Source organism: Methylobacterium sp. 190mf (assembly GCF_900107945.1).
Classification (GTDB): Bacteria; Pseudomonadota; Alphaproteobacteria; order Rhizobiales; family Beijerinckiaceae; genus Methylobacterium.
Window position 1 is genome coordinate 85,091 of record NZ_FNVI01000010.1, and the last position, 15,590, is coordinate 100,680.

The following is a 15,590-nucleotide window of genomic DNA, read 5'->3' on the forward strand; positions in this document are numbered from 1 at the left end:
TTCTTTTTGTCGTTCGGAGCCGTGACGGCGGGTCAGGCGGTCTGGGCGCCGATCCAGCGCGACAGGTCGCCCTTCGGTGCGGCGCCGACCTTCTGGTCCACGCGCTCGCCGTTCTTGAAGAGCAGCAGCGTCGGGATCGAGCGGATGCCGTACTGGGCGGCGATCTGCGGGTTCTCGTCGACGTTGACCTTGGCGATCTTCACCTTGCCCTGCAGGTCGGTCGCGATCTCCTCGAGGGCCGGGCCGATCTGACGGCAGGGGCCGCACCACTCCGCCCAGAAATCCACCACGACGGGCTCGGCGGACTTGAGAACGTCCTGCTCGAAGCTCGCGTCGGTTACTTTCACCGTCGCCATAACGTCACCTTTCGGAATCCGCCGCCCGTCGGGCGGCGTCGAACGGGCAGAGGCCCGCGCGGTCCGGTCAGAATTGGCGACGGCCCGGCGCCCGGTCAAGAAGTCCGGTCTCCGGGGGAGGGCGGGGGTGCCCGGGACGCACGGCTCTCTGGGTGAATCGGCGCGCCGCGACGTGCGCTGGCGCATGCGGACAGCCCCCGGGCACGCGCCCGGGGGCACGGGTCACGCCTCGATGCCGATCCGGTCCAGGGCCGTCGTGACGTCGTCGGAATCGAGGGCGCGGATCACCGGCCCCGAGGTCCAGACGAGAATCGGCCGGATCGTCCGGCCCGGGTAGATCTGCGCGAGGAGTCGCGCGTAGAGGGCGATCTGGCCGGCCTCCGCGGCGGGCAGCGGCGCGCCGGGCTCGGGCGGGCGCCCGGTCTTGAAGTCGGCGAGGTGCACCATGTCCGCCGTCACGGCGAGGCGGTCGACGCGCCCCTGGACCACCCTCTCTGTCCCGCCGGCACGGACACGCCCCGACAGCGCCACCTCCGCGCGGGCGTCCCGGGCGAAGAGCGGCGCGAGGTCGGGGGCGTCGATGATCCGGAGGACCGACCGGACGATCGCGGGGGCGGCCGCGCGCGGCAGACCGGGCGCCCGGGCCTGCACGAAGGCGCGCCCCGCCGTCTCCCGGCGGTCCGGCTCGACCCGGGGCAGGTGCTGCAGCAGGGCGTGGGTCAGGATCCCGCGGCGCCGGGCCTGCGCGTCGGCGAGGCGCGGCGGCGGCACGCGCGTTCCGTCCGCCGCCTGCAGGGCGCCGGAGGGGTTCAGGGCCTCGGAGGTCGGTTCCGGCGGCACCGGGCCGCGCAGCCAGTCGGGCTCCGGCCCGGCCTCCGCTCCGGCCGACGCGGCACCCGCGGCGGGGGCGGAATCCGGCGGGGCGCCGTCCTGCCAGAGAGTCGCGGGCCCGTAGGGGAGTTCCAGCGCCCGGCCGGCGCCGAGTGCCGCCTCCAGGCCGGCCTGGATCATCCGGCACCACGCCGCCTCGGTCTCGCGCTCGTGGCCGCGGAAGGGCGCGACGATCAGCCGGTCGGCCGCGCGGGTCATGGCGACGTAGAGCAGGCGGTTGTGCTCCTGCCGGGCCTTGGCGAGCAGGGCCGCCCGCGCCGCGTCGGTGGCGGCGCAGTCCTGCGTCCGCCCGCCCGACCAGACCGGCGGCAGGGCGATCTCCGTCGCCGGGAGCGGCAGGAGGGGCGGGTCGTTGCGGCCGAGGGGCTCGCACCCGTCGAGGATCACCACGACCGGCGCCTCCAGGCCCTTGGCGCCGTGGACCGTCATGACCCGGACCTCGTCGCGGCCCGATTCGAGGTCGCGCTTGACCGTGTGGCCGGCCTCGGCCCCGACGTAGCGGGCGAGGAAGCCGCCCAGCGACGGGGCGTCCTCGCCGGTCTCGGCCTGGGCGGCGGCGGCGAGGAACACGTCGATCGCGTCCCCGGCCTCGCCGCCGAGGCGGGCGACCAGCTTGGCCCGGCCGCCCTGCGGCCCGAGGAGCCGGGCGTAGAAGCCGAACGGGCCGTGGAGCCCCGCCAGGGCGATCCAGCCCGACAGGGCCTCGAGCCCGCGCCGCGCGGCCGCGTCGCCCGCCGCGGCGTGGCGGTGCAGGGCATCCTCCAGGGTCTCGGCGAGGTCGCGGCGGGCGGCGATCCGCACGAGGTCGTCGTCGGTGAGGCCGACGAGCGGCGTCTTGAGGGCGGTGGCGAGGGTCAGGTCGTCGGCCGGCAGGAGGCCCGCCCGGCCGGCGGCGACCAGGTCGGCCACCGCGATGTGGGCGGAGACCTCGAGCCGGTCCTGCCCGGCGACCGGGACGCCGAGCCCCTTCAGGGCGCGGATCACCTCCTCGAAGGCCGGCCCGCGCTTCCGGACCAGGATCAGGACGTCCCCGGGGCGCCAGATCCGGCCGGTCGCGTCCCCCGCGGTGGTCCAGGCGCGCACCGCCTGCGCCACCCGCCGGGCGGTGACGATCGCGGGAGCGCTGGTCTCGGGCGCGTCCACGGGGGCGGTCCAGGCATCGGGCTCCGCGGCCGGCTCAGGCTCGGCGATCGGCCACAGCTCGACGGCGCCGGGCGCGCCCGGCCGGGCGCTGGCGTGCACGGTCGTGCGGACCGTGTCCTCGAACGACAGGCCCTCGTTGTGGGCGTCGAGGGCGAAGACCGCGTCGACGGCGCGCAGGACGAGGCCGGTCGAGCGGAACGACAGGGTGAGCGGCACGTCCTCGAAGGTCAGTCCGGCCGAGCGCGATTCCGCGATCCAGGACGCGCGGGTCAGGGCGAATTCCCGCGGCTCCGCGCCCTGGAAGCCGTAGATCGACTGCTTGGGGTCGCCCACCGCGAAGCGCGTGCGGCTGCCGGACCGCGCGCCCTCGCCGGCGGCGAATTCCTGCGTGATCGCCCGCAGGATCGCCCACTGCTCCGGGTTCGTGTCCTGCGCCTCGTCGACGAGGACGTGGTCGATGCCGCGGTCGAGCTTGTACAGGACCCAGCCGGCGCCGACGCGGCCGAGCAGGTCCAGCGCCTTGTGGATCAGGTCGTCGAAGTCGAGGGCGCCGAGGCGCGCCTTCTGCGCCTCGACGCGGCGGTGGATCTCGGCCGCGATCTGGAACAGCGCCTGCGTGCGGGCATGGGCCCGGGCGGCGCGCAGGCGGTCGAACAGGGGCTCCAACCGGTCCCGCTCGGCGAGCAGCGACGCCTTGACGCCGGCCGGCACGCCCTTGGTCCCGAGGCTGCTGTCGGCCTTGGGCTCGTCCTTCTGGGTGAAGAAGACCGCGCGGTAGAGCGCGAGCGCCTCGGCCCGGTCGGGAAGGTCCGCGGAGCGGAGCCGCTCGGCCTCGGCGGCTTCGAGCGCGTCGGCGAGCTTCTCGTCGTTGGCCTTGCCGGTGCGCAGCGCCGCGACCAGCGCGGCGCGCTCCTCCGGGCGGCAATCGGGACCGCCCTCGAGGATCGCGGCCTCGATCCGCTCGGCGGATTCCTCGGCCGCCAGCCCCAGCGCCCCGTGCAGCCGCCCGAAGGCCCGCTCCAGGCCGGCGGCGTCGCCGATGAAGCTCCGCGCTCGCATGGCCGCCCGGATCGCCGCCCGCAGGGTGTCGCCCGTGGCTTCCGGCGTGACCCGCGCGAGGGCCGCGCTGAGCGGCGTGTCGCCGTTCGCGACGGCGTCGGCCAGGACGTTGGCCATCTCGATGTCGAACAGTTCCCGGGCCTTGGCCTCGTCGAGCACCACGAAGCGGGCCGGCACGTTCGCCTCGAAGGGGAACATGTGGAGCAGCCGCTCGCACAGGGCGTGCAGCGTCTCGATCTTGAGGCCGCCCGGCGTCTCGACCGCCCGGGCGAAGAGGCGGCGCGCCAGCCGCAGGCGCTCGGGCCCGGCGCGCTCGCCGGTGAGCTCGGCGAGTTCGGCGGCGAGGGTCTCGTCGTCCAGCGTGACCCAGCGGCCGAGCAGCCGGAAGACGCGGATCGCCATGTTGGCCGCGGCGGCCTTGGTGAAGGTCAGGCACAGGATCCGGCCGGGCGGCGCCTCGTCGAGGAGCAGCCGGACCACCCGGTCGGTGAGGACCTTGGTCTTGCCCGCGCCGGCATTGGCCGAGACCCAGGCGGAGGCGCGCGGGTCGGCCGCCCGACGCTGGTTGGCGCGGGTCAGGTCGTCGACGACGAAGGGGGCGGGGGCGTGCGGGGTGGCGCTGCTCAACGGTCCGGTCCGGCTCGGCTGCCGGCACTCTCTACAACAGAAACGCGCCCGCGGGCCCGCCAAGGCGTCACACCGGCCCTCGCGGGATTGCCCCGGGCGCGGCGCCGTCCCATGGATGCAGACGATCCCTTCCGCGCACACCGAACACGCCCGTGACCCAGCCGACATCCGAGCCGGCGCGCCCGCCGATCCGCTTCCGCGGCCGCTCCTTCATGGCCACCGTCCTGGCGCCGATCCCCCCGGTCGCCGACTGGTTCGGCGACCTCGACGCCCTCAACCGCCGTGCCCCGAACTTCTTCGCCGGCCGGCCGGTGATCCTCGACCTGTCCGGATTGCAGCTCAACCGCGAGGATCTCGACGGTCTGCTCGCCGAGCTGGCCGCCCGCAACATCCCGATCCTGGGGATCGAGGGCGCGGCGCCGTCGCTCCTGGATTCCGCGACCCCGCCGGCCCTGTCGGGCGGACGGCCCGCGGGGGAGGTCGCCGCCCCGGACGAGTCGGCTGCGGACGCGCCCGCGCCGGCCGAGCCGCAGGCCCGGGAGACGGTGCGGTCGCTGATCCTCGACGCGCCCGTGCGCTCCGGCCAGACCGTGCTGCACCTCGAGGGCGACGTCACGGTGCTGGGCGCCGTGGCGTCGGGCGCCGAGGTCATCGCGGGCGGCTCGATCCACGTCTACGGCGCCCTGCGCGGCCGCGCGATCGCGGGCGCGGCCGGCAACCCGACGGCGCGGATCTGGTGCCGGCGGTTCGAGCCGGAGCTGGTCGCGATCGACGGTCTCTACCGCGCCGCCGACGACCTCGACCCGGCCTTCCGGGGGCAGGCCGTGGAGGTGCGGCTGCTGGAGGACGCGATCAAGCTGAACCTGTTCGAGCGAGGTTGAGAGGCTTCGCAGCTCCGGCGTTCAGGCCGTCGGTTAACGGCCTTTCAGCCCGCGCAGAACCCACGGAGACCGGGGCCGAGCCCCCCGCGACGCGCGCCCGAGGGCGTGAGACCATCCTCCGCTGCCCCGATACAAGGATCCCGGCAGAATTTGCCGACCGGATCAGAAACTTAACCCTTCGGTAACCATACCCGCCGTCAATGGTCCGGTAAGGACTCTTAACGGGCGGACATGAGCGACACCCTCCCCGAGCCGATCGACCCGGAGACCGCCACAGCGGCGGCTCCTTCCGCGCCCCGGCCGCTCAGCCTGCGCGGGCGGGCCTTCAAGGCCCTGGCCCTCTCCCCCGAGCCGCCGCTCCCCGAGTGGCTCGCGGGCCTCGACGCGGCGCTCAAGCGCTCGCCGACCCTGCTGAAAGGCCGGGCCGTCATCCTGGACTGCGCCCAGCTCAAGCCCGAGCCGGACGCGCTCGAGACGCTCATGAACGAGCTCAAGGCCCGCGGCATCGCGGTCCTGGGCATCGAGGGGGCCGACGCGGTGGTGGACGGCCTGCCGCCGCTGCTGGTCAAGGGGCACCCGTCCGAGACGATCGAGATCCCGAGCGTCCCGGCCGAGCCGGAGCCGCAGGTGGTCACCTCGATCACCGTCGAGGGCTCGGTCCGCTCCGGACAGAGCGTCATCAACCCGACCGGCGACGTGACCGTGATGGGGTCCGTCTCCTCCGGGGCCGAGATCCTGGCCGGCGGCTCGATCCACGTCTACGGCGCCCTGCGCGGTCGCGCGATCGCCGGAGCCGCGCGCAACCCGCGCGCACGAATCTACTGCCGCAAATTCGAACCCGAGTTGCTGGGGATCGACCGCCTCGTGCGGACGGCGGAGGACATGGGCACGGCCCTGCGCGGCAAGGCCGCCCAGGTCTGGCTCGATGGCGGCAACATCCGAATGGCAAGCCTGGATTAAGGGAGATCGACGCGTGGCAAAGGTTCTCGTCGTCACATCGGGCAAGGGCGGCGTCGGCAAGACGACGACGACCGCGGCCCTCGGAGCGGCCCTGGCCCAGGGCGGGCAGAGCGTGTGCGTCGTCGACTTCGACGTCGGCCTGCGCAACCTCGACCTCGTCATGGGCGCCGAGCGCCGGGTCGTCTACGACCTCATCAACGTGGTCAACGGCGACGCCAAGCTCCCGCAGGCGCTGATCAAGGACAAGCGGCTCGAGACCCTGCACCTGCTGCCGGCCTCGCAGACCCGCGACAAGGACGCGCTCACCGATGAGGGCGTGGCCCGGGTGATGGACGAGCTGCGCGCGAAGTTCGACTGGGTGATCTGCGATTCCCCCGCCGGCATCGAGCGCGGCGCCCAGCTCGCCATGCACCACGCCGACGTGGCGGTGGTCGTGACCAACCCCGAGGTCTCCTCGGTGCGCGACTCCGACCGGATCATCGGCCTCCTCGATTCCAAGACCGCCAAGGCAGAGAAGGGCGAGGACATCGAGAAGCACCTGATCCTCACCCGCTACGACCCGATGCGGGCCGACCGCGGCGACATGCTCAAGACCGAGGACGTGCTCGACATCCTGTCGATCCCGCTGCTCGCGATCATCCCGGAGAGCCAGGAGGTGCTGCGCGCCTCGAACCTCGGCTGCCCGGTGACGCTGAACAACCCGCTCTGCGCCCCGGCGCGGGCCTATGCCGACGCGGCCCGCCGGCTCAAGGGCGAGTCCGTGCCGATGAGCCTGCCGGTCGAGCGCAAGTCCTTCCTCGACAAGCTGTTCATGCGGAGGGCGGCGTGAGCATCCTGGGACTGTTCCAGAAGCGCAGCTCCGGCGCGGTCGCCCGCGACCGCCTGCAGCTGATCCTCGCCCACGAGCGCGCGGAGTCGGGTCGCCCCGACCTCGTGATCCAGCTCCGGGAGGAGATCCTGGCGGTGATCGCCAACCACGTCGCGGTGGAGCCCGACAAGGTGAAGGTCACCCTGGAGCGCGGCGAGGGTGTCTCGACCCTCGGCCTCGACATCGAGCTGCCGCTCGGTGCCTCGGGCAAGCTCGACGCCAAGCTGGCCGCGAAGCTCGCCGAGGTCGCCGCCAAGAAGGGGGCCGTCAAGCCGGCCTCCTCCAAGAAGGCCGCTTGAGCCGGGCGGGGAGCGTCCCCGCCGGCACGGAGATCCACGCGCCGCGCCCGGTCCGCCGGGTGCGGCTTCGTCGTTCCTTCCACGAACTCCGGTCCCGACTCTCGACCGGGCGCCCCGTCGCGCCATCTCGGAAACCCGGGGGAGGCCGATGAGAGGATCGCCATGCCGAGCGCCACGACGGACGACGGGATACGGCTCCACTACGAGGAGAGCGGCCAGGGGACGCCGCTGATCTTCGTCCACGAGTTCGCCGGCGATCACCGCAGCTACGAGGCGCAGCTGCGCCATTTCGGCCGGCGCTACCGCGCGGTCGCGTTCAACGCCCGGGGCTACCCGCCCTCCGACGTTCCGGAGGCCGTCTCGGCCTACGCGCAGGCGCGCGCGGCCGACGACATCCTGGCCGTCCTCGACCATCTCGGCGCGCCGAAGGCCCACGTCGCCGGCATCTCCATGGGTGCCTTCGCGACCCTGCATTTCGGCCTGCGGCACCCCGACCGCGCGCTGTCGCTGTGCCTCGGCGGCTGCGGCTACGGCGCGGAGCCGGAGCGGCAGGCGCTGTTCCGCGCCGAGGCGGACGCCACCGCCGCGATGCTCCTCCGCGACGGCATGGCGGCCTTCGCGGAGCGCTACGCCGTCGGGCCGACGCGGGTGCAGTTCGAGACCAAGGACCCGCGCGGGCACGCCGAGTTCAGGCGGATGCTCGCCGAGCATTCGGCCCTCGGCTCGGCCAACACCCAGGCCGGCGTGCAGAAGGGGCGGCCGTCGCTCTACGATCTCACGGACGAGCTGGGGCGCATGACCGTCCCGACCCTGATCGTCGCCGGCGACGAGGACTGGCCCTGCCTCACCCCGAGCCTGATGCTCAAGCGGGTCATCCCCTCCGCCGCCCTCGCCGTGCTGCCCAATACCGGCCACGCCCTCTCGGTCGAGGAGCCCGACGCCTACAACCGCCTGCTGGACGACTTCCTGGCGCAGGTGGAGAGTGGCCGCTGGCCGATGCGCGACCCCCGGGCGATCTCGGCGACGATCACCGGGATCAGGGGCTGACCGGCGCGCGGGGGATCAGCCGGAAGCGCGCGGGGCGATCGGGCTGGGTCGTCACGACCGCCTGGGGCAGCACCGGCTCGCGCTCGTCGAGCACCAGCCGGAACCGCTGGAGCACCCGCGCCAGGGAGAGGACGGCCTCGCTCAGGGCGAATTGCGCGCCGATGCAGACCCGCGGGCCGGCCCCGAAGGGCAGGTAGGCGAAGCGCCGCGGGGCCTGGGCGCCGGGCAGGAAGCGGCCCGGATCGAACGCGTCCGGGTCCGGCCAGAGCGACCGGTGGCGGTGGAGCACCCAGGGGCTCACCATGACGATGTCGCTCGCCTTGACCGCGTGGCCCGCCACTGTGTCCGGGCCCAGCGCCCGCCGGACGACCACGAAGGCCGCCGGGTACAGGCGCAGGGTCTCGTCGATCACCGCGCGGGTGAGCGGCAGCCGCCCGTCGCTCTGGCAGCCGGTGGGGTCGGCGAGGTCGGCGGCCCGCGCCTCGGCGGCGACCCGCTCCTGCACCTCCGGGGCGAGGGCCAGCAGGTAGGCCGCCCAGAACAGCGTGCCGGCCGTGGTCTCGTGGCCCGCCAGGATCATGGTGGCGACCTGGTCGCGCAGCTCGTCGGGCGTGAAGGCGGCGCCGGTATCGGGATTGCGCGCGGCCGCGAGCAGGTCGAGCAAATCGCCCGAGCGGGACCTGTCCCCCTCGACCGCCCGGCGCGCCGCGATGATCCGGTCGAGGAACGGGATCCACCGGCGCCGGAACCGGCGGCGCGACCAGTCGAGGGGCACCGGCCAGCCCGGGGGGGTGACGATGTCGAGGAGGTGCGGCCGCCCCATCCGCTCGGCGTACTCGGCGATGAACTGGCGCAGCTCGGCGCCGTGCTGGTCCATCCCCACCGAGAACATGGCGCGCCCGGCGATCTCGAGGGCGAGCCGATAGAAGGACGTGAACAGGTCGACCGGCCCCGCCGCGGCCTCGGCGGCGATGCGCTCCATCCCGTCGGTCACGGCGGCGGCGATGTGGGGCACGAGGCCGTCAATCGCCCGCGGAGTGAAGGCCGGCGCCAGGGTGCGTCGCTGGTGCCGCCACGCCGAGCCCTCGCTGATCAGGAGCCCGTCGCCGAGGATCGGGCGCAGGATGCGGGTCGTCCCGGTGGTGCGCGCGTAGTTCGCCTGATTCTCGACGAGCACCCGGCGGATCGCCTCGGGGTCGTTCAGCACGAAGCTCGACCGCCCGAGCAGGCCCCGGCGGGTGACCGGCTCCTCGAAGGCGCGCCGGGGGAAGCCCGCGAGCGCGTTGTCGCGGATCGACCGCAGGTAGGCGGGCAGCGGCAGCTCGCGCTCGGGCGGGGCGCGGTGCGGCGGCACCACGCGCGGCGTCCCGGCGAGGCTCGGGATCGTCCGGTCCGGGGTCGCGGTGGCGTCCGAGAATGTTGGCATGGGGTGCCATCCTGTGCCGGAGACGGGCAGCCCTGTAAACCGCCGGCCGCGCCCCGCGCGGACCGGTCACGCTTACGTCATTCCGCCGCCGCGCGCAGGCGCGCTTCGGCACTCCGGTCGGCACTCTGGATCGGCAGGCGCGCGGGGAACCGGGCCGGGTCGGATTCCGGCGACAGGCTCGCCACGAGGCTCGCCCGGGGCAGGGCGGTCTCGGTCACGTCGAGCAGCGTGTCGACGCCCCGCTCCAGGTGCTCGTCCACCCGGTCGACCACGAGAATCTCCGGCTCGCGCAGGATCGCCCGCGCGAGGCCGACCCGCACCCGCACGCGCTCGGCGAGCGCCTGCCCGCGGTTGCCGACCTCCTTCTCGAGGCCGCGCCGCTGGATCGGCCGCTCCAGGTCGAACTCCCGGAACACCGCGCGGGCCTCCTTCTGGATCAGCGCCTCGCCGTGCATCCGCGCCGTGTCGATGCGGCCGAACAGCAGGTTGTCGAGGACGGTGCTGCGCGGGTTGATCCGGTTCGGGTCGTAGGATTCGACGTCGCAGCCGTCGTCGCCGTGCATGAAGCCCTGCACGACCGCCCGCGCGCCGACCATGCGCTTGGCCAGGGTCTCGTCGAGCAGCCCGAAGCGCATCCGCGGCTCGACATAGGCGAGGGCCAGCGCCAGGAAGGCCACGCTGTCGGTCTCGCTCAGCCGCCCGTCCTCGGGCAGGCGCGCGAGCCGGCGCAGGTAGTCGGGCAGCGCGTCCGGGGTGATCAGCGAGAACCGCCGGAACAGCGGGTGGCCCGGCGGCACGTCGGCGAAGATGTCCTTGAGGTTGCTGGCGATGGCGACGCCCATCCGGTCGAGCTCGTCGAGGAGCTTCACCTTCTCCAGCGCGTCGCGGAACAGGGGAACGCCGGCGAGGCGGCGCGGATCCGTCAGCGTCGGGTCGCGGGGGACGCCGAACAGCAGGTTCTCCCCGACGGTGGCCTGCTCGTTGTAGTGGCCCCGGGCGAAGGGGATCACGAGGTCGGCGAGACCCTTCTGGGCGAAATGCTCGCGCAGGTGCTCCCGCGCCGCGATCATGCGCTGGCCCACCGGCGTGTCGTGGGCGACCGAACTCAGGGCGCCGAGCCCGAACCGGTAGAGCTCGTCGCCGAGGTCGAGCCGGCCGAGCAGGTCGAGCAGGCGCTCGTCGAGCTCGTCGGCATCCCGGACGCCGAGGCGCTTGAAGTCGATCCAGGGGTCCTCGACGCTGTCGCAGGGGTTGCCGGTCTTCACCGCCTCGTTGATCCGCGCCTTGCTGAGGTCGAGGCTCTTGGTGCGCAGCGGGTGCACGCGCAGCCCGTAGAGGACGTTGTCGCGCAGCGTCCCGGGGAACAGCACGGGCTGGACGCCCGCGTAGGCGATGCGCCGCGCGTGGTCGCGGCGCGGCAGCGTCGAGAGGTCGTGCTCGCCGATCCGGACCGTGCCCCCGGGCGGCGACTGGAGCCCGGCGAGCACGCGGACGAATTCCTGCGCGATCGCCCCGGGCGGGACCAGGGCGACCTGCCCGGGGAGGCGCACCTCCGCGTCGCCGACCTCGATCAGGGAGCCGCCCTGCGGATCGCGCAGCTGCAGGCCCTCCAGCCGCAGCGGCCCGCCGAGGCGGGGCGCCGCGCGCTCGGATTCGTGCTCGGCCGGCAGGAGGCGCTGCGGGCCGAAATGCGCCGCCACAGTCTCGTACTTGACCTCGACGTCGAGGCGCTGCTGGTCCCAGTCGATCAGCTCCTTGAGGGGCGGCGGCAGGTCGCGGTAGGCGGCCAGGACCGCCACGAGCTGGCCGATGTCGAGCTGGCCCTTCAGGGCGAAGTAGCCGCCGATCGCGTAGAACAGGAACGGTGTCACCTGCGCGAGCAGGTTGTTGAGATATTTGACCGCGAACTTGCGGCGGTAGATCCGCAGGCGCAGGTCGTAGAGCCGGTAGAGGCGGCCGCCGATCTCCGCGCGTTCCCAGCGGCCGGTGTCGTTCAGCGTCACCGCCTGCAGGCCGTCGAGCACCTCGGCGACGCGCCCGGCCAGGGCGCGGGACGCGATCTGGCGCTGGCGGCTGAGACGGATGATCTCCCGCCGCAGCCGCGGGATCACGGTCATCTGCACGGCGACCATGCCGCCGGCCGCGATACCGAGCCAGATGTTCTGCATCATGATGAAGGCCAGCGCCGTCGCGGCCTGCGTGCCCAGGAACACCGGCACCACGATCGCGTCGCCGATGAAGGAGCCGATCGGCTCGACCTCGTCCCGGATGATCGTCGCGGTCTCGGAGGATTTCACCTCCCGCTGCGTCTCCGGGGAGAAGCGCAGCATCAGCGAGAACAGCTGGAACCGCAGGCGGCGCAGCATCCGCTCGCCGAGAATGCCCTTCTGGAGGTTGATCCAGAACTTGAACGCGCCGTTGATCAGGACGAGGCTGAGGAACAGCGTCGACAGGCTGAGCAGCAGCTCGAACCGGTCGAGCTGGAACCCCTCGAACAGGTGCGTCTTGCCGCCGCCCAGGAAGGCGGGCCACTCGACGGTGAGCTCGAGGAACGGCGCGGTCGCCTTGCCGTGCGCGTAGGCCTTCCCCGTGATCGCGTCGTTGACGATGCGCTTCGGCAGGTCGAGCGAGGCGAAATAGAACGGGAGCGACGCCAGCACGACGGCGCAGATCCGGAGCTGCGCGACCTTGGAGTAGCGCCAGATATACGGGAACAGCCGCGGCTCAAGCGCGCGCATCGTGTCCTTCCGACGAAAGCCCGCCCTGGCGGCCCGACGGCCGAATCGCCGCAGCCGGACGCCTGATCCTGGTCGATACGCTACCCGAGGGATCCGGTTTCATCCAATACAGCCCGATAGGCGCGGATTCCCGCCGGCCGCGGTGTCATCGCGCCGTCATATAGGGCACTCGGCGCCGGATCCCGACGCCGATCTTCCCCCAGCAATCCCGGTCACGCGAGGCCCCCATGACTTCAGCGGCCTTGCCCAAGCGCGCGCGTCCTTATATTGCGACGCAACCACCACGACTCCGTACCTGAACCGGCGCGGACGGCCGCGCCGCGCGGCCGCCAGGGAGCCGGCACAACCCGTTTCGGGCCGCCATGAAACTGCGCAACATCGCCATCATCGCTCACGTCGACCACGGCAAGACGACCCTCGTCGACAAGCTGCTGGCCCAGTCCGGCACCTTCCGCGAGAATCAGCGGGTCGAGGAGCGGGCGATGGACTCGAACGACCTCGAGAAGGAGCGTGGCATCACGATCCTCGCCAAGGCGACCTCGGTCGTCTGGAAGGACACCCGCGTCAACATCGTCGACACCCCCGGCCACGCCGATTTCGGCGGTGAAGTCGAGCGTATCCTGTCGATGGTCGACGGCGTGATCGTGCTGGTGGACGCCGCCGAGGGGCCGATGCCCCAGACCAAGTTCGTGGTCGGCAAGGCGCTCAAGATCGGCCTGCGCCCGATCGTGGCGATCAACAAGGTCGACCGTCCGGACGCGCGGATCAACGAGGTCGTGAACGAGGTGTTCGACCTGTTCGCCGCCCTCGACGCCACCGACGAGCAGCTCGACTTCCCGATCCTCTACGGGTCGGGCCGCAACGGCTGGATGGCCGACAGCCCGGACGCGGACCCGTCGGTCGGCCTCGAGCCGCTGTTCGACCTCGTGCTCAAGCACGTGCCGCCGGCCCGGACCGAGGAGGGGCCGTTCCGGATGCTCGGCACCCTGCTCGAGGCCAACCCGTTCCTCGGCCGCATCATCACCGGCCGGATCGCCGCGGGCTCGGTGAAGCCGAACCAGCAGATCAAGGTGCTCGACCGTCACGGCAAGGTCGTCGAGACCGGCCGCGTGTCGAAGATCCTCGCCTTCCGCGGCCTGGAGCGCGCGCCGATCGACATCGGCGAGGCGGGCGACATCGTGTCGATCGCCGGTCTGATCAAGGGCACCGTCGCCGACACCTTCTGCGACCCGCAGGTCGAGACCCCGATCCAGGCGCAGCCGATCGACCCGCCGACCGTGACGATGTCGTTCATCGTCAACGACAGCCCGCTCGCCGGCACCGAGGGCGACAAGGTCACGAGCCGCATGATCCGCGACCGCCTGTTCAAGGAGGCCGAGGGCAACGTCACGCTCAAGATCGAGGAGGCGGCCGACAAGGACAGCTTCTACGTCTCGGGCCGCGGCGAGCTGCAGCTCTCGATCCTGATCGAGACCATGCGCCGCGAGGGCTTCGAGATCGCCGTGTCGCGGCCGCGGGTCGTGTACGAGCGCGACGAGGCCGGCGGCCTGCTGGAGCCGATCGAGGAGGTCGTGATCGACGTCGACGAGGAGCATTCCGGCGTCGTCGTCCAGAAGATGTCCGAGCGGAAGGCCGAGATGCTGGAGATGCGGCCGTCGGGCGGCAACCGCCTGCGCCTCGTGTTCCATGCCCCGACCCGCGGCCTGATCGGCTACCAGGGCGAGCTGCTCACCGACACCCGCGGCACCGCGATCATGAACCGGCTGTTCAAGGCGTACGAGCCCTACAAGGGCGAGATGCCGGGCCGGCGCAACGGCGTGCTGATCTCCAACGACCAGGGTGAGGCCGTGGCCTACGCCATGTGGAACCTGGAGGACCGCGGCCCGATGATGATCGAGCCGGGCTGGAAGGTGTACCAGGGCATGATCGTCGGCGAGCACAACCGCGAGAACGATCTCGAGGTGAACGTGCTCAAGGGCAAGAAGCTCACCAACATCCGCACCACGTCGAAGGACGAGGCCGTGCGCCTCACCCCGCCGATCCGGATGACCCTGGAGCGCTCGCTGGCCTGGATCCAGGACGACGAGCTCGTCGAGGTGACGCCGAAGTCGATCCGCCTGCGCAAGGCGATCCTCGACCCGAACGACCGCAAGCGGGCCGAGCGGTCGAAGGAGAATGCCGCCTGAGGCGCGCGACCGTCACCGAACGTGAACGACCGGCAACCGGGCGCTCAGGCCCGGTTGCTGATGTGGCCCTTATTCCTGGCCGCTCTCGGACCCATCGAACCCTTATGCCGGGGGCAATACTTCGATGGGGCGGACCCGAGAGGCCCGCGTGAACCCCGTGACACCGATGCCCGTCGCGCTGAACCCGCTTCCGTCGCTCGCGCAGGCCGCCGCCGCGCCGCCCTCATACCTCGTCGGCCAGGACGGCGAGGGTCACTGGGTCGCCGTCGAGACCGGTGGGCGTGCCGGAGGCATCTTCCGCAGCCGCCAGGACGCGATCCGCTACGCCAGCGTCGAGACCGGCTGCCGTCCCGGTGACGTCCCGCTGGCTTCCGGGCCGATCCCCTTCCGTCTCTCCTGAGCCGCGCGTCGCCGCGCGGGGGATGCCGCCGCGGCGGCATCCCGGTCGCGTCAGCTGCCCCCGGGATCGGTCTCGTCGTTCTGCGTTCCGCCGGCGGGCGTCCCCTGGCCGGGCTTGCCCTCCGTCTTCTCGTTCGGGTCCTTGACCGCGTCGGGGGCGACGTTCTTCGGCTTGTCCGGCTGCGCGCCGGTCTCGCGACGCTCGGTCATTCCCGATTCTCCCGCTCCGCCCGGTAGTGCCCGTCCGCGACCTTCGTGTCGGCGGCCGGACCCCGCGAGGCCTTCTGGTCCGAGTGGCCGCCCGAGGAGCCGCCGACCGCCGGCGGCGCGCGCCCGGGCTCTCCGGCCGCGCCCCATCCCTCCTTCGGTTCGGTCCGCGGCGCCTCGCCGGAGCCCATGTCGGTGATCGCCGCCTGATCGGCCGTCTGATGGCCGCCCCCGGCGGGCGGGCTCCCGCGCGAACCGACCTTGTCGTCGGGCTTGCGGGTGACCGTGCCGGATTCGCTCGTCGGCCTGACCATCAGCGCTTCCCGTCGTCCTGGCCGACGGCGGCGGTGGCGCGGTCGATCGCCTCGCCGAGATCCGTGTCGGACCGCGCCTTGTCCTCCATCTGGCCGAGCTTCTCGCGCGGCGTCTCAGTCTTCGCGGCCACCGGGGCCTCGGCCCCCTCCCGCGCGGGTCGTCCGGTCTGGTCTGTCATGGCTCGCCTC

Annotated in this window: 14 protein-coding genes; 7 read left to right on the forward strand and 7 right to left on the reverse strand. The window is 72.8% G+C overall.

Annotated features, from left to right (window positions below):
- Window positions 1-32 precede the first annotated feature (32 nt).
- Both trxA and addA read right to left on the reverse strand, forming a co-directional pair.
- Window positions 33-356 carry a thioredoxin gene (gene trxA, locus C4T42_RS13785; RefSeq protein ID WP_010682902.1) on the reverse strand — a complete coding sequence of 108 codons (324 nt, stop codon included), beginning with the start codon at window positions 354-356 and terminating at the stop codon, window positions 33-35.
- Window positions 357-578: 222 nt separating this feature from the next.
- A complete protein-coding gene (gene addA / locus C4T42_RS13790; protein ID WP_103985234.1) occupies window positions 579-4,076 on the reverse strand; it encodes a double-strand break repair helicase AddA in 3,498 nt (1,165 codons plus the stop codon).
- Window positions 4,077-4,288: 212 nt separating this feature from the next.
- On the opposite strand from addA, the gene minC (C4T42_RS13795) reads away from it, so the two are divergent.
- From minC (C4T42_RS13795) to C4T42_RS13815, 5 genes are all read left to right on the forward strand, one after another.
- Window positions 4,289-4,957, forward strand: coding sequence for a septum site-determining protein MinC (gene minC / locus C4T42_RS13795; protein WP_042672281.1), 669 nt, complete (start codon window positions 4,289-4,291; stop codon window positions 4,955-4,957).
- Between the two features lie 231 nt (window positions 4,958-5,188).
- Window positions 5,189-5,917, forward strand: a complete 729-nt coding sequence (gene minC, locus C4T42_RS13800) for a septum site-determining protein MinC (RefSeq protein WP_020093045.1) — start codon at window positions 5,189-5,191, stop codon at window positions 5,915-5,917.
- A gap of 13 nt (window positions 5,918-5,930) precedes the next feature.
- Window positions 5,931-6,746: a septum site-determining protein MinD gene (gene minD / locus C4T42_RS13805; protein ID WP_020093046.1), complete on the forward strand. Its 816-nt coding sequence runs from the start codon at window positions 5,931-5,933 to the stop codon at window positions 6,744-6,746.
- Window positions 6,743-7,084 (forward strand): cell division topological specificity factor MinE, encoded by a 342-nt coding sequence (gene minE / locus C4T42_RS13810; protein ID WP_020093047.1) that lies wholly within the window; start codon window positions 6,743-6,745, stop codon window positions 7,082-7,084. Before minD ends, minE begins: the two co-directional genes overlap by 4 nt.
- A 162-nt stretch (window positions 7,085-7,246) precedes the next feature.
- Window positions 7,247-8,131 (forward strand): alpha/beta hydrolase, encoded by an 885-nt coding sequence (locus tag C4T42_RS13815; RefSeq protein WP_103985235.1) that lies wholly within the window; start codon window positions 7,247-7,249, stop codon window positions 8,129-8,131.
- Here C4T42_RS13815 and C4T42_RS13820 read toward each other — a convergent pair.
- Window positions 8,121-9,557, reverse strand: a complete 1,437-nt coding sequence (locus C4T42_RS13820) for a cytochrome P450 (RefSeq protein WP_103985236.1) — start codon at window positions 9,555-9,557, stop codon at window positions 8,121-8,123. The two genes, C4T42_RS13815 and C4T42_RS13820, sit on opposite strands and share 11 nt — an antisense overlap.
- A gap of 77 nt (window positions 9,558-9,634) precedes the next feature.
- Window positions 9,635-12,295, reverse strand: coding sequence for an ABC transporter ATP-binding protein (locus C4T42_RS13825; RefSeq protein WP_020093050.1), 2,661 nt, complete (start codon window positions 12,293-12,295; stop codon window positions 9,635-9,637).
- Between the two features lie 362 nt (window positions 12,296-12,657).
- On the opposite strand from C4T42_RS13825, the gene typA reads away from it, so the two are divergent.
- A complete protein-coding gene (gene typA / locus C4T42_RS13830) occupies window positions 12,658-14,481 on the forward strand; it encodes a translational GTPase TypA (protein ID WP_020093051.1) in 1,824 nt (607 codons plus the stop codon).
- A gap of 166 nt (window positions 14,482-14,647) precedes the next feature.
- Window positions 14,648-14,881 (forward strand): hypothetical protein, encoded by a 234-nt coding sequence (locus tag C4T42_RS13835; RefSeq protein WP_020093052.1) that lies wholly within the window; start codon window positions 14,648-14,650, stop codon window positions 14,879-14,881.
- Window positions 14,882-14,931: 50 nt separating this feature from the next.
- Here the strand turns inward: C4T42_RS13835 and C4T42_RS31960 are convergent, their stop codons facing one another.
- The 3 genes from C4T42_RS31960 to C4T42_RS13845 are packed head-to-tail and all read right to left on the reverse strand — an operon-like array spanning window position 14,932 to window position 15,580.
- On the reverse strand, window positions 14,932-15,090 hold the full coding sequence (locus C4T42_RS31960; RefSeq protein ID WP_020093053.1) for a hypothetical protein: 159 nt from the start codon (window positions 15,088-15,090) through the stop codon (window positions 14,932-14,934).
- On the reverse strand, window positions 15,087-15,401 hold the full coding sequence (locus C4T42_RS13840; RefSeq protein ID WP_103985237.1) for a hypothetical protein: 315 nt from the start codon (window positions 15,399-15,401) through the stop codon (window positions 15,087-15,089). Before C4T42_RS13840 ends, C4T42_RS31960 begins: the two co-directional genes overlap by 4 nt.
- Window positions 15,401-15,580: a hypothetical protein gene (locus C4T42_RS13845; protein ID WP_020093055.1), complete on the reverse strand. Its 180-nt coding sequence runs from the start codon at window positions 15,578-15,580 to the stop codon at window positions 15,401-15,403. The genes C4T42_RS13840 and C4T42_RS13845 overlap by 1 nt, the downstream gene beginning before the upstream one ends.
- Window positions 15,581-15,590 lie beyond the last annotated feature (10 nt).